11 protein-coding genes are annotated in these 13,648 nt (G+C 67.0%); 6 read left to right on the forward strand and 5 right to left on the reverse strand.

The genetic code is table 11. From position 1 onward, the window contains the following. Positions 1-5 precede the first annotated feature (5 nt). The gene (locus ACE3SL_RS00565; RefSeq protein ID WP_374523815.1) at positions 6-1,178 is read left to right on the forward strand and encodes a carboxynorspermidine decarboxylase; all 1,173 of its coding nucleotides are present in this window, start codon (positions 6-8) and stop codon (positions 1,176-1,178) included. Here ACE3SL_RS00565 and ACE3SL_RS00570 read toward each other — a convergent pair. Further along, positions 1,171-2,829 carry an FAD-dependent oxidoreductase gene (locus tag ACE3SL_RS00570; protein ID WP_374523816.1) on the reverse strand — a complete coding sequence of 553 codons (1,659 nt, stop codon included), beginning with the start codon at positions 2,827-2,829 and terminating at the stop codon, positions 1,171-1,173. The genes ACE3SL_RS00565 and ACE3SL_RS00570 overlap by 8 nt on opposite strands. 245 nt (positions 2,830-3,074) lie before the next feature. Here ACE3SL_RS00570 and ACE3SL_RS00575 point away from each other — a divergent pair, with 245 nt between their 5' ends. The 5 genes from ACE3SL_RS00575 (at position 3,075) to ACE3SL_RS00595 (ending at position 8,673) form a co-directional block, all read left to right on the forward strand. Continuing rightward, the gene (locus tag ACE3SL_RS00575) at positions 3,075-4,268 is read left to right on the forward strand and encodes a type III PLP-dependent enzyme (RefSeq protein WP_374523817.1); all 1,194 of its coding nucleotides are present in this window, start codon (positions 3,075-3,077) and stop codon (positions 4,266-4,268) included. A gap of 155 nt (positions 4,269-4,423) precedes the next feature. Next, positions 4,424-6,553: a prolyl oligopeptidase family serine peptidase gene (locus ACE3SL_RS00580; RefSeq protein WP_374523818.1), complete on the forward strand. Its 2,130-nt coding sequence runs from the start codon at positions 4,424-4,426 to the stop codon at positions 6,551-6,553. Between the two features lie 20 nt (positions 6,554-6,573). After that, positions 6,574-7,728 carry a CaiB/BaiF CoA transferase family protein gene (locus ACE3SL_RS00585; protein ID WP_374523819.1) on the forward strand — a complete coding sequence of 385 codons (1,155 nt, stop codon included), beginning with the start codon at positions 6,574-6,576 and terminating at the stop codon, positions 7,726-7,728. 65 nt (positions 7,729-7,793) lie between these two features. After that, a complete protein-coding gene (locus ACE3SL_RS00590; protein ID WP_374523820.1) occupies positions 7,794-8,225 on the forward strand; it encodes an MAPEG family protein in 432 nt (143 codons plus the stop codon). A gap of 13 nt (positions 8,226-8,238) precedes the next feature. After that, positions 8,239-8,673 carry an MAPEG family protein gene (locus ACE3SL_RS00595; RefSeq protein ID WP_374523821.1) on the forward strand — a complete coding sequence of 145 codons (435 nt, stop codon included), beginning with the start codon at positions 8,239-8,241 and terminating at the stop codon, positions 8,671-8,673. 4 nt (positions 8,674-8,677) lie between these two features. Here the strand turns inward: ACE3SL_RS00595 and ACE3SL_RS00600 are convergent, their stop codons facing one another. From ACE3SL_RS00600 to ilvD, 4 genes are all read right to left on the reverse strand, one after another. Continuing rightward, positions 8,678-9,877, reverse strand: a complete 1,200-nt coding sequence (locus tag ACE3SL_RS00600; protein WP_374523822.1) for a class I SAM-dependent RNA methyltransferase — start codon at positions 9,875-9,877, stop codon at positions 8,678-8,680. Position 9,878: 1 nt separating this feature from the next. Further along, a complete protein-coding gene (locus ACE3SL_RS00605; protein WP_374523823.1) occupies positions 9,879-11,231 on the reverse strand; it encodes an NAD(P)H-hydrate epimerase in 1,353 nt (450 codons plus the stop codon). 140 nt (positions 11,232-11,371) lie between these two features. Next, positions 11,372-11,761: a hypothetical protein gene (locus ACE3SL_RS00610; RefSeq protein WP_374523824.1), complete on the reverse strand. Its 390-nt coding sequence runs from the start codon at positions 11,759-11,761 to the stop codon at positions 11,372-11,374. Continuing rightward, positions 11,758-13,617: a dihydroxy-acid dehydratase gene (gene ilvD, locus ACE3SL_RS00615; RefSeq protein WP_374523825.1), complete on the reverse strand. Its 1,860-nt coding sequence runs from the start codon at positions 13,615-13,617 to the stop codon at positions 11,758-11,760. The genes ACE3SL_RS00610 and ilvD overlap by 4 nt, the downstream gene beginning before the upstream one ends. Between the last annotated feature and the right edge of the window lie 31 nt (positions 13,618-13,648).

Raw genomic sequence — 13,648 nt, forward strand, 5'->3', positions numbered from 1 at the left:
ACGACATGGAAACCCGTGCCGGCGACCCCGGAGCCTTTGCCCGTTTCGACCTGACCCGCGTCCCCTCGCCCGCCTTCGTCGTCGATGCCGCGAAGGTCCGCGCGAACCTGTCGGTCCTGCGCCGTATCGGCGATGCGTCGGGCGCGCGCGTGCTCGCGGCGCTCAAGGCCTTCTCGATGTGGTCTCTCGGCCCGACCGTGGCGGACTATCTCGACGGCGTCTGCGCTTCGGGCCTCTATGAGGCGAAGCTCGGCCGCGAGGCCTATGGCGGCGAGGTCGCGACCTATTGCGCGGGCTACAAGGAAGCCGACCTGCCCGAAATAGCCGCGCTGTCGGACCATCTGATCTTCAACTCACCCGGCCAGATCGCGCGCTTCCGTCCGCTCCTCGACGAATTGCGCGCGAAGGGCGAGCGCTTCGACGTGGGCCTCCGCATCAACCCGATGCACAGCGAGGGCGAGACCCCGAAGTACGACCCCGCCGCGCCGTGCAGCCGCCTCGGCTTCCCGGTCACGCAACTGCTTCCCGAACATATGGAAGGCGTCGACGGCGTGCATATGCACAGCCTGTGCGAACAGGATTTCCCGCCGCTTCAACGCACCTGGGCCGCGGTGCAGCCGATGCTACGCCCCTTTTTCGGGCAGCTCAAATGGATCAACTTCGGCGGCGGCCATCACGTCACCCGCGCCGATTATCAGGTGGACGACCTCATCGCCTTCCTGAAGCAGGTGCGCGCCGCAACCGACTGCGACGTGATGATCGAGCCGGGCGAAGCAGTGGCGCTCGATGCCGGCATCCTCGTCGGCGAGGTGCTCGACCTGTTCGACAACGGCATGGCCGTGGGCATCACCGACATTTCGGCGACCTGTCACATGCCCGACGTGATCGAGGCGCCGTACAGGCCGGCCATGCTGGATGAAGGAACGGAAGGCATGCCCACGCGCCTCGGCGGCCCCTCGTGCCTCGCGGGCGACGTGATCGGCGACTATCGCCTGCCCGGCGGCGCGCGCATCGGCCAGCGCTTCGCCTTCCTCGATCAGGCACATTATTCGATGGTGAAGACGAACACCTTCAACGGCGTCCCCTTGCCCTCGATCTGGCTGTGGGACAGCGAAACCGACGAGCTCCAGCTGGTCCGCGATTTCGGCTATGAGGATTTCAAGACGCGCCTCAGCTGACGTCGGCACCGATCTCCGCCAGCGCCTGGTGGATGTCGCTGACCACCACCGATCCCTCGCCGACCGATGAGGCGACGCGCTTCACCGATCCCTTGCGGACGTCGCCGACGGCATAGATGCGCGGCCAGCTCGTCTCAAACCGGCTCGGCATCCGGTCGAGCGACCAGCCCGCCTTGACCAGTTCGAGCGGCGCGATGTCGGCGCCGGTCTTCACGAACCCGCGCTCATCGCACACCATTTCGCGCGGCAGCCAGCGGGTGTTGGGGCTCGCGCCGAGGAAAAGAAACAGGAAACCGCAATCGCAATGCCCCTCGGCACCGGTTTCACGGCAGCGATAGGTGATGCCGTCCAGCCGCTCCGCGCCGCGCAGCCCCACGACGTCGGTCGAGGGAATGATCTCGATATTCGGATGCTCCTCCAGCCGCTTGACCAGATATTCGGACATGGTGTCGCGCAGGCTTGCGCGGCGGAACACCACGCGGACCTTCTTCGCCACGCTCGCTAGATAGATCGCGCCCTGCCCCGCCGAATTGCCCGCGCCGACGACCGTCACCTCGGCATCGCTGCAGAGCTGCGCCTCCATCGGCGTCGCGCCATAGAAGATGCCGCGCCCCTCATAGGCTTCGATGCCGTCGATCGGCAGCCGCTGATATTGCGCACCCGACGCGATGACGACCGCGCGCGAACGCAACCGCCGTCCGTCGGCGAGGCTGAGGCAATAGGCGTCGCCATCGCGGTCGAGAGCGCTCGCGCGCACCGGCGCGACGAGCCGCGCGCCGAATTTCTGCGCCTGCACCGTGGCGCGCCGGGCGAGCTCGTTGCCCGAAATGCCGGTCGGGAACCCAAGGTAGTTCTCGATCTTCGATGAGGTGCCCGCCTGCCCGCCCGGCGCGAGCGAATCGATCGCGATCACCGTTAGCCCTTCGGACGCGGCGTAAACCGCCGCAGCCAGACCGCCGGGGCCGCTGCCGACGACGATCACGTCGGCGGTCGCCCCGTCGGGAAGCAGGTCGAGCCCCAGACCCTGCGCCAATTGCTCGGGGGTCGGCTGGATCAGCACGTCGGCGGCGCCGAGGATCACCGCAGGCAATTGTTCGTCCGTCAGGCCGCGCTCGGCCATCAGATGTGCCGCGACCGGACCGTCGGCCGGGTCGAACCAGCGATGCGCGACGCCATGCTTGGCGAGCAGGTCGCGCACCGCATAGACGCCGCGATCCATCGCCGCGCCGATGACGATCACGGCCGCGAAGCCGCGGTGATTGCTGAATTCGCGCCGCGCCGACAGCACGCGAATGAAAATGTCCGAATAGTGCGAATTGCCCGCAATCAGGCGATGGAAGTCGGCGTTCGCGATCCGCAATATCGCGCCGTCAGCCCCCATCTCCACGCGCGACAGATGGCGCTGCCCGGTGAGTACCGACAGGTCGCCCGCAAACTGCCCGCGTTCCATCCAGCCGACCCGTTTCCGCCCCTCGTCGGTCGATGCAAAGATGTCGGTATGGCCCGACAGGGTGACGATGCAGTCGGGCGCCATCGCGCCCTCCTCGACGATCAGGTCGCCCGCGCGGTGCGATTCGACCGTGCCGAAGGCCTGCAACTCGTCGAGTTCGGCGTCGGTGAAGGTGTGATTCACGTCGGCACGGGAAACCATAAGCGGGCGTGTCCTTTCTGCGGGCGTCCATCGTGTCTAGCGCGGGCCCGTGCACTTGTCTTGCCCCCCTTCGGCGCAGCGCAGCCCCGGTTCGGCGCGCCTGTTGCCGCCGCGTTACAAAATTGCGCGATAGGGTCTTTACAGGGGGGACCCCCCTCAATATATCGCCCCCGCTGCCCCAGGGGGACTTCCAATAACCGCAAGGCAGCCTTTGTGTTTAACGTTATTTTTGGGGGTCCCTTGAGTTGCACCAGCATCATAGCGCCCACGGGCTGATTCAGGCACTTTCGCCGGTCGAACCTGTCACGCTTGTCCGTCCGCACGCCGCGGCGCGCGCAGCGCGTTTCTTCATCGAGCGATTTCCCGGCACGACCATGTACGCGGTCAAGGCGAATCCGTCGCCCGACCTGCTGCGCATCCTCTGGGATTCGGGCGTCACCCACTATGACGTCGCCTCGATCGCCGAGGTGCGCCTCGTCGCGCGCACCCTGCCCCAGGCAACGCTTTGCTTCATGCATCCGGTGAAGGCCGAGGAAGCGATTTCCGAAGCCTATTGGAAGCATGGCGTGCGCACCTTCTCGCTCGACACGATGGACGAGCTCGAAAAGATCGTCCGCGCGACCGAGGGCGCGGCCGACCTCAACCTGCTCGTGCGCCTGCGCGTCTCGTCCGACCATTCGAAGCTCAGCCTGGCCGCCAAGTTCGGCGCCGAGCCCGAAGAGGTCGCCGAACTCCTCATGGCGACCCGTCAGGCCGCCGACGCGCTCGGCATCTGCTTCCACGTCGGCAGCCAGGCAATGACCCCGCACGCCTATGCGCAGGCGATGGAGCGCGTCCGCGCCGCGATCGTCGCGGCGGCGGTGACGGTCGACATCATCGACGTCGGCGGCGGCTTTCCCTCGACCTATCCGGGCATGGAGCCCCCGCCGCTCGGCGCCTATTTCGAGACGATCCATCGCAGCTTCGAGAGCCTGCCGATCAGCTATTCGGCCGAGCTCTGGTGCGAGCCGGGCCGCGCGCTGTCGGCCGAGTACAGTTCGCTGATTGTGCGCGTCGAAAAGCGCCGCGGCGACGAGCTCTATATCAACGACGGCGCCTATGGCGCGCTGTTCGATGCCGCGCATGTCGGCTGGCGCTTTCCGGTGACGCTGCTTCGCGAAACCGCGAGCGATGCCGAGATGACGGCGTTCAGCTTCTATGGCCCGACGTGCGACGACCTCGACCATATGGCGGGGCCGTTCTTCCTGCCGGGCGACATCAAGGCGGGCGATTTCATCGAGATCGGGATGCTCGGCGCCTATGGCTGCGCGATGCGCACCAAGTTCAACGGCTTCGGCGCGGAAGAAATCCACGTCGTCAGCGACGAACCGATGGCGAGCCTCTACACTGGCGAAGTCGAACAGGAACGCCGCAGCGCGACGGTTACCAAGCTCTTCTGACCGAACCCAAGGCGACCGAAAATCAGGGGCCGGCGGCAGCGATGCCGCCGGCCTTTTGCTGTCGGCTGCGGCGAACGACGGGCGCAGGTGATTGACGACGCTGGACGAAAGTTACAGACCGGCCTCATCCAAAAAACCAAAGGGAGCGGCTCTTCATGCGCAAATCGACGGTTCTGGGTGCAAGCCTGTTCCTGCTTTACCCGCAACTTGGCGCCGGACAGGAGGCTCCGCCGTCAGCCGCCACCGCCGATTCCGCGACCGGAAGCGCGCGCACCGCCGCGCAGCATCGCTTCACCGGCGAGGATCTGTTCGACCTTTCCATCGCCGCCGATCCGCAGATCAGCCCCGATGGCCGCCATATCGCCTATGTCCGCCGGTCGAACGATATCATGTCCGACCGGGCGGTCGGCGCCATCTGGCTGATCGACACCCAGACCGGGGACGATATTCCGGTCGCGGCCGATCAGGGCTCCGCCTTCTCGCCCCGCTGGTCGGCCGACGGCAAGCGCCTCGCCTATATTTCGACCGCGGGCGGCAGCGCGCAGCTTTGGGTGCGCTGGATGAACGGCGGCGAGGCCGTCCGCCTGACCAGCCTCCCGACCAGCCCCTCCAGCCTCAGCTGGTCGCCCGACGGCCGCTCGATCGCCTATACGATGCTGGTCAAGGACGAAGGCCCGCGGCTCGGCCATGCACCGGGGAACAAGCCCGAGGGGGCGAAATGGGCGGAACCGCTCGAAATCCACCAGCTCCTCACCTATCGCGCCGATGGAGAGGGCTATCTCGAACCCGGATTCGAAAAGATTTTCGTCGTGCCCTCGACCGGCGGCGCGCCGCGGCAGCTGAGCTTCGGCCCGTATCACGACACCGGCCCGGTCAGCTGGTCGCGCGACGGGCGCACGATCTATTTCGGCGCGAACCGCAATCCCGGCTGGGAAACCGACCCGGTCGATGGCGAAGTCTATGCGCTCGATATCGCCAGCGGGGCAATCGCCGCGCTGACCGACCGCAACGGCCCCGACGGTAGCCCGATCGTTTCGCCCGACGGCCGGCTGATCGCCTATACCGGCTTCGACGACAAGCTGCGCGCCTATGAGAATAATCAGGTCTATGTGATGAACCGCGACGGCAGTGGGAAGCGCAGCCTGACCGGCGCCTGGGATTTCAGCGCCGACGCGATCCTCTGGGACGCCGGCAGCCGCGGCATTTACGCCCAATATGACGATCATGGCGAAACCAAGGTCGCGCGCATCGGCCTCGACGGATCGGTCCGCGACGTCGCCACGGGGCTTTCGGGGGGCGGCCTCGACCGACCCTATACCGGCGGCAGCTTCTCGGTGTCGAACAACGGGACGATCGCCTTCACCGGGGGAACCGCCACGCGGCCTGCCGAGGTCCAGCTGACCCGCGCCGGCGGCTCTCCCCGCATGTTGACCGACCTCAACCGTTCGCTCCGCGAGGTGAAGGCGCTCGGAGAAGTCCGCAAGATCAGCGTCCCGTCGAGCCATGACGGCAAGACGATCGAGGGCTGGCTCACCCTTCCGCCCGCCTATGTCGAGGGACAGCGCGTCCCGCTGATCCTCGAAATTCACGGCGGCCCCTTTTCGGCTTATGGTCCGCATTTCTCCACCGACGATCAGCTTTATGCCGCCGCGGGCTATGCCGTCCTCTCGGCCAATCCGCGCGGCTCGACGAGCTATGGCGCGGCCTTCGCGAACGAGATCGACAAGGCCTATCCGGGCAACGACTATTTCGACCTGATGAGCATCGTCGACCGCGCCGTCGCGCTCGGCATCGCCGACCCCGATGCGCTGTTCGTGACCGGCGGCTCGGGCGGCGGCGTGCTGACCAGCTGGATCGTCGGCAAGACCGACCGCTTCAAGGCGGCGGTCGCGCAAAAGCCGGTGATCAACTGGACGACGCAGGCGCTGACCGCCGACGGCCCCGGCCTGTTCGCGCGCTACTGGCTCGGCGCGATGCCGTGGGAAAAGCCCGAAATCTTCTGGAAACAATCGCCGCTCTCGCTCGTCGGCAATGTCAGGACACCAACGCTCGTCATCGTCGGCAGCGAGGATTATCGCACCCCGGCCAGCGAGGCCGAGCAATATTATACCGCACTCCGCCTGCGCGGGGTGCCCAGCGCGCTGATCAAGGTGCCCGGCGCAAGCCACGGCGGCATCGCCGCGCGGCCGTCGCAATCCGCCGCCAAGGCCGCCGCGATCCTCGCCTGGTTCGAAAAATACCGCAAAGGCTGGACGCCGCCCGCCGCAGCACCGGCGGCGCCCTGATCGGCGGGAGGCACAGCATCATGCTCTCCGGCATCCGTATCGTCGATCTTACGACCGTCATCTTCGGCCCCTATGCGACGCAGATGCTCGCCGACCTCGGCGCCGAGGTGATCAAGGTCGAAGCCCCGGGACTCGGCGACGTCTCGCGCTATCTCGGCAGCGGGGTTCCCGATCCGACGATGGGGTCGATCCATCTGACCGTGAACCGCGGCAAGCGCTCGATCGCGCTCGACCTCAAGAAGCCGGAGGATGCTGCCGTGCTCCGCGATCTGGTCGCGGGCGCCGACGTCTTCTTCCACAATATCCGCGGCAAGGCGATCGAGCGGCTCGGCTTCGATTATGCGAGCTGCAAGGCGCTCAAGCCGGACATCATCTATGTCCACGGCACCGGCTTCGGGCAGGACGGTCCCTATGCCGACCTTCAGGCCTATGACGACGTCATCCAGGCCGCGAGCGGCACGACGAGCCTCTTGCCCCGCGCCGACGGCAATCCGCGGCCGCGCTACATACCGTCGCTGATCGCCGACAAGCTCGCCGGCCATTTCGGCGCGCAGGCGATTCTCGCCGCGCTCGTCCATAAATTGCGCACCGGCGAGGGTCAGGCGGTAGAGGTGCCGATGTTCGAATGCTTCACGGCGTTCATGCTGACCGAGCATTTGCGCGACGATACGCTCGACCCCGCGATCGGGCCCGCGGGCTATCCGCGCCAACTCGACCCCGAACGACAGCCCTTCCCGACTGCCGACGGCTATCTCGCTATCGTTCCCTACACCCCCGAATCGACGGCGCGGCTGATGGGCCTCATCGGCAGCGAGGCTTTTCTCGCTTCGCCCGAGTTCGAGGCGGCGAAAGCGAAAGGCCAGCAGATGCCGCTCGTCTATGCAGAGATCGCGCGCAAGACGCCGGCAAAAACCAACGCCGAATGGCTCGAACTCTTCGCCGCCAACGATATTCCTGCGAAGGCAGCACGCGACCTTCAAGATGTCCGGGAAGACCCGCATCTCGCCGCCACCGGATTCTTCCGCCGCCGCGAACATCCCGACGTCGGCGGCTTCTACGAGATGCAACCGCCGGTGAAATATGGCGCGGCCCCCGCGCGCGAACTCGGCTTCGCGCCCAGAATCGACGGCGACGGCGCCGCGATCCGCGCCGAACTCGCGCACGGCAAGGGATGAACATCGCCCGTTGCATAATGGCGCGTGCGGCCTAGCATCGCGCGCACGGACAAAAGGGGGAACATATGTCGCAAAGCCTGCTCGCACCCGGCGCGGTGCTCGTGCTGTGGACGCTCGTGATGGCCGGCTGGGTCGCCGCGACGCGCCTGCCGGCGCTCAAGAAAATGGGGGTCGATCTCAAGACCGCACCGCCGGGCGGCCGCGGCGCCGATCTGGAGGGCGTGCTCCCGCCCCAGGTCAACTGGAAGTCGCACAATTATACCCATCTGCTCGAACAGCCGACCATCTTCTATGCGACGATCATCTTCCTGCACCTGTCGGGTGGCAACACCGGCCTGACGCGCGGGCTCGCCTGGGCCTATGTCGCGATCCGCATCGTCCACAGCCTCTGGCAATCGACGGTGAACCGCATCCCGGTGCGCTTCACCCTGTTCCTGCTATCGACGCTCTGCCTGTTCGTGCTGGCGGTGCTGGCCGTGATCGCAACACTGGGCTGAGGGGGAAAGAAGGATGGAAACGAATGCCATATTGGGACCGGTCGCGACGCTCGCGCTCTGGTCGATGGTCATGTGGGTCTGGATGTACGCGACGCGCATCCCGGCAATGAGCCGCGCCAAGATCGACGCGAAGAATCTCGTCGGCACGACGGGCCGCGGCCTCGACGAGGTGCTGCCAGCCGAGGTCCAGTGGAAAGCGCACAACTATAATCATCTGATGGAGCAGCCGACGGTCTTCTACGCCGTCGCGCTGGCGCTCGCGGTCGGCGGCCTTGGCGGCGGACTCAATGCGAAGATCGCCTGGGCCTATGTCGGCCTGCGCATTCTGCACAGCCTCGTTCAGGCGACGGTGAACCGCGTCTTGTGGCGCTTCGCGATCTTCGCGCTGGCCAGCCTTGCGCTGATCGCGCTCTGCCTGCACGCCTTCATGGGCTTCGTGCTGCACTGAGCTTTCAGCGACTGAACCGTGCGGCCAGTTCCACATGGGTCGACCAGCGGAACTGGCCGACCGGCTGCACCCGGTCGAGCGCATAGCCGCCCGCGACAAGCAGCTTCGCATCGCGCGCGAAGCTCGCGGGGTTGCAGCTGACATAAGCGATCACGGGCACCGCCGATGCGGCGAGCTGCTTGACCTGCTCCTCGGCTCCGGCGCGCGGCGGATCGAGGATCACTGCGCCGAAGCGGTCGAGTTCGGCGGGAACAAGCGGCCGGCGGAACAAATCGCGATGCTCGGTCGCGACGAGCGCCCGCGCGCGGTTCGCCGCCCCCGTCAAGGCCGCAATCGCATCGCGCGCGCCCTCGGCGGCGTAGACTTTGCGCCCTTCCGCAACCGACAGCGCGAAGGTGCCGACACCCGCGAACAGGTCGGCGACCGCACCGGCCTCGCCGATCGCACTCCGCACCGACTCGACCAGCGCCGCCTGCCCCGTCGCGGTGGCTTGCAGAAAGGCGAAGGGCGGCACCTCGACGCCGATCTTGCCGAAATGCACCGTCGGCGGCTCCGGCTGCCACAGCGTCTCCAGCCCGTCGCCCTGATCGATCGCGAGCCGTGCCAGCCGATGCTCGGCGGCAAAATCCTGCAGCGCCATCGCCGCGTCGAGCCCCTCGGCCCTGACGCCTTCCAGCACCACCTCCGCGCCCTGATCGAGCATCTGCAGCTTGACCTTCACCGGGCGCCGCTGCGGCGCAATCGTGGCGAGCAGGCTGCGGATCGGAGCGACGAGCGCAAACAGCTCGGGCACCAGCAGCGGACACATCCGCATATCGACGACCTGATTGCTCTGCGCCGCATTGAAGCCGAGCGCGACCTGCTTGCCGATCTTGAGCGCGGTCAACGCCGCGCGGCGACGGCTCGCGGGCGGCGACAACAACGCGGGCAGGACTTCGCCCGCCGCGACCTGCTGCCCCTCCAGCGCGCCGACGACGCGGTCGCGCACGAAATCGGCAAGTGCAGCTTCGGCGACATGCTGGAGCTGGCACCCGCCGCATTTGCCGAAATGGCGGCACACGGGCTCCGCCCGGTTCGGTCCCGGCATCAGCGTCCCGTCGGCAGCGAGACGATCGCCCGGCACGCCGCCCGCGACATGGCGTCCGTCGGCGGTCACGCCGTCGCCCCGCGCGGCAATGCGCTCGATCAGCGCGGCTTCGCTCATGTCAGTCCCTTATCAGATCGTCGGCAACAAGGCCGGGGCCTATACGGCGCGCCTGCGCGATATGCCAGCCCACCGCTGCCACCGCCGCGTCGAACGCATCACCGCCGTGCGCCAGCATTGCCCCGCACGCGCCCGCAAGGACATCGCCCGTTCCGGCTGTCGCGAGCCAGGGGCTTCCCGGCCATGCCGCGACGACGCGGCCATCGGGCGCGGCGACGATGGTATCGGCGCCCTTGTAGACCATAACCGCGCCCGCAATTTTCGCGGCCGCCCGCGCGCGATCGATCTTGCTGCCCGCAAGGTCGGGAAAGGCGCGCGCGAATTCGCCTTCGTGCGGGGTCAGGATCGCCGCGACGCCTCCCCGCCGCAGGCGCGGCAGCGCCGCCTCGATCGCCGCCGCGTCGAGCACGAGCGGCCTGCCCGCATCGAGCGCCGCCGCGACATCGCGATCCAGGGCTTCGCTCGCCGGATAGCCCGGCCCGATGACAACCGCGCCGAGCCGCTTGTCGCGGAGCCGCTCGGCATAATTCGCCTCATCCTCGGCGATGATCGCCGAAAAGAGCTCACCGCCAGCGCCGCTCAGCACGACGTAGCCCGCTCCCGCGCGCAGCCCCGCCGCCGCGGCAAGGCCTGCTGCCCCAGCCATCGGCCCCGCCTTCACGAGCATCATCCCGCGATTATATTTGTGCGAGGTCGCATCGGGCGACCGCGCCGCCCGTCTCGACAGCGTCCGCATCGCCCGATCCGCGTCGATCCCGATCGGTGCGAGCAGGGTCGTGCCGCAATGCCCAGCCGAAGGAAGCAGTACATGCGCGGGTTTGAGCGCGCCAAGCGCAACCGTGACGTTCGCCGGAAGTGGTGGCTCCCGGCCATGAACGCCGTCCGCATCGACGCCGCTCGGCACATCGACGGCGAGAATACGCTTGCCGGTCAAGCCACGCAGGCGCCGCGCCAGATCGTCGCCGAGCGGACGCGTCAGGCCGACCCCGAACAGCGCATCGATCACCACCGGCGCGGGCATCAGGTCATCCTCGATTGCCTCAATGTCTCCGCCCCATGCTTCTCTGGCAGCTTTCGCCAGATCGGTCGAAGGCGGCGCGAGCGTAGCGACACGAACCGCCGCCCCACGCTCGCGCAGCAGCCGCGCCGCAACATAGCCATCGCCGCCATTGTTGCCGGGTCCACAGAGGATCAGCACCGGCGCGCCAGCGGCCATGCGCCAGGCCGTATCGGCCACCGCCGCGCCCGCCCGTTCCATCAGCTCGGACAGCGACGTACCTGCCGCGGCGCATGCGGCCTCGGCGGCGCGCATCGCATCGCTGGTCAGGATCGGGGCGTCAGGTGGAACGGGCATGGTCGCAACCTATAGGATAACCAGCCTCAATTGAACCATTTGCCCTGAGCTTGTCGAAGGGCCGTTCTTTCCTTTGCGGAAAAGGAAAGGACAGCGCTTCGACAAGCTCAGCACGAACGGATCTGGCGTCGGCAAAGGCCCTATTTCGCCCCGCCCGTATTCGCCGGCAGCCGATAGCGGTCGGCGCCCACCGCGACCTCGATCATCCCGTCGTCGACGATCGTCACCTTCGCGGGCTCCGAACCGTCGGCCGATACCACGCCGCGCCCGTCGCTCGTGATCTGCAGGCGCCTGTATCCGACATCGGACTTCCCGACGACCAGCACCGTGCCGTCGGCACTGTTCATCTCGGTCACCGTGCAGTCGCGATCGAACACCTTGGCGCCTTCGAGCGCGCAGTCGATCCGGCCATTATCCGCCGCTTCCTTCGATCCGCGCGCCTCGGCCTCCGCCAGCGCACCATTGTCGGGGCGGCCGTCGCAGCCCGCCAAAAGCAGCAAAACCAGAGCCGCGCCCCCCCGATAGGTCATCTCTTGCCTTTCAACTGCGACAGGTCGCGCACTGCGCCGCGCGCCGCGCTTGTCGTCATCGCGGCATAGGCCTGGAGCGCCACCGAAACCTTGCGCGGGCGCGCTTTTGCCGGTTGCCACGCCTCCGCGCCCTTCGCTTCCATCGCCGCGCGCCGTTCCGCGAGTTCGCCTTCGGGCAGGACGAGCTTGATACTGCGCGCGGGAATGTCGATCTCGATCAGGTCGCCGTTCTCGACCAGCCCGATCGCCCCGCCTTCGGCGGCCTCGGGCGAAACATGGCCGATCGACAGGCCAGAGGTGCCGCCCGAAAAACGTCCGTCGGTGATCAGCGCGCACGCGGCGCCGAGCCCCTTCGACTTGAGATAGCTCGTCGGATAAAGCATTTCCTGCATCCCCGGTCCGCCCTTCGGTCCTTCGTAGCGGATGACGACGACGTCGCCCGCCTCGACCTGTCCGGTGAGGATACCCGCGACCGCGGCGTCCTGGCTTTCATAAACCTTGGCCGGCCCGGCAAATTTGAGGATCGATTCGTCGACCCCGGCGGTCTTCACGATACAGCCGTCGAGCGCGATATTGCCCGACAGCACCGCGAGCCCGCCATCCTTGCTGAACGCATGCTCGGCCGAGCGGATCACCCCGGCCTCGCGGTCGAGGTCGAGCGAGTCCCAGCGCCGATCCTGACTGAACGCGGTCTGCGTCGGCACGCCGCCCGGCGCCGCCATGAAGAAGGTCTGCACGTCGGGATCGTTGGTGCGCGAAATATCCCATTTGTTCAGCGCATCGCCCAGCGTCGCGCTGTGGACGGTCGGCAGATGCGCATGGAGCAGCCCCGCGCGCTCGAGCTGGCCAAGGATCGCCATGATCCCGCCGGCACGGTGAACGTCCTCCATGTGCACGTCGTTCTTCGCCGGCGCGACCTTCGACAGGCACGGCACGCGGCGCGACAGCCGGTCGATGTCGGTCATGGTGAAATCGACCCCCGCCTCGTGCGCGGCGGCGAGCAGATGCAGCACCGTGTTGGTCGACCCCCCCATCGCGATGTCGAGGCTCATCGCATTCTCGAACGCCTCGAAGCTCGCGATCGTGCGCGGCAGAACCCGGTCGTCGCCTTCCTCATAATGGCGGCGGCACATCTCGACGATCATCCGCCCCGCGCGCAGGAACAGCGCCTTGCGGTCGGCGTGGGTCGCGAGCGTCGAACCATTGCCCGGCAGCGACAGCCCCAGCGCTTCGGTCAGGCAGTTCATCGAGTTCGCCGTGAACATGCCCGAGCACGACCCGCACGTCGGGCATGCCGAACGCTCGACCGCCGCGACCTCCTCGTCGCTATATTTCTCGTCGGCGGCGGCGACCATCGCGTCCACGAGGTCGAGCGCGACCTCCTTGCCCTTCAATATGACCTTGCCGGCCTCCATCGGCCCGCCCGAAACGAACACCACCGGAATGTTGATCCGCAGCGCCGCCATCAGCATGCCCGGCGTGATCTTGTCGCAGTTGGAAATGCACACCATCGCGTCGGCGCAATGCGCGTTGACCATATATTCGACGCTGTCGGCGATCAGGTCGCGGCTCGGCAGCGAATAGAGCATGCCGTCATGCCCCATCGCGATGCCGTCATCGACCGCGATCGTGTTGAATTCCTTGGCGACGCCCCCCGCCGCCTCGATCTCGCGCGCGACCATCTGGCCGAGGTCCTTCAAGTGAACATGTCCGGGCACGAACTGGGTGAAGCTGTTGACCACCGCGACGATCGGTTTGCCGAAATCCTCGTCCTTCATTCCCGTCGCGCGCCAAAGTCCGCGCGCGCCCGCCATATTGCGGCCGTGGGTGGTGGTGCGAGAACGATAAGAAGGCATTTTGCGCAATCCTGATAATTTTATTTCAAAA

Origin of the sequence: Sphingopyxis sp. (genome assembly GCF_041916015.1) — a bacterium.
Lineage (GTDB): Bacteria > Pseudomonadota > Alphaproteobacteria > Sphingomonadales > Sphingomonadaceae > Sphingopyxis.

Coding starts and splice junctions, on each gene's coding strand:
- ilvD (WP_374523825.1), bottom strand. CDS start 13,617: ATGCCTTCTTATCGTTCTCGCACCACCACCCACGGCCGCAATATGGCG.
- ACE3SL_RS00600 (WP_374523822.1), bottom strand. CDS start 9,877: ATGAGCGAAGCCGCGCTGATCGAGCGCATTGCCGCGCGGGGCGACGGC.
- ACE3SL_RS00595 (WP_374523821.1), top strand. CDS start 8,239: ATGGAAACGAATGCCATATTGGGACCGGTCGCGACGCTCGCGCTCTGG.
- ACE3SL_RS00580 (WP_374523818.1), top strand. CDS start 4,424: ATGCGCAAATCGACGGTTCTGGGTGCAAGCCTGTTCCTGCTTTACCCG.
- ACE3SL_RS00570 (WP_374523816.1), bottom strand. CDS start 2,829: ATGGTTTCCCGTGCCGACGTGAATCACACCTTCACCGACGCCGAACTC.
- ACE3SL_RS00610 (WP_374523824.1), bottom strand. CDS start 11,761: ATGACCTATCGGGGGGGCGCGGCTCTGGTTTTGCTGCTTTTGGCGGGC.
- ACE3SL_RS00605 (WP_374523823.1), bottom strand. CDS start 11,231: ATGCCCGTTCCACCTGACGCCCCGATCCTGACCAGCGATGCGATGCGC.
- ACE3SL_RS00565 (WP_374523815.1), top strand. CDS start 6: ATGGAAACCCGTGCCGGCGACCCCGGAGCCTTTGCCCGTTTCGACCTG.
- ACE3SL_RS00590 (WP_374523820.1), top strand. CDS start 7,794: ATGTCGCAAAGCCTGCTCGCACCCGGCGCGGTGCTCGTGCTGTGGACG.
- ACE3SL_RS00585 (WP_374523819.1), top strand. CDS start 6,574: ATGCTCTCCGGCATCCGTATCGTCGATCTTACGACCGTCATCTTCGGC.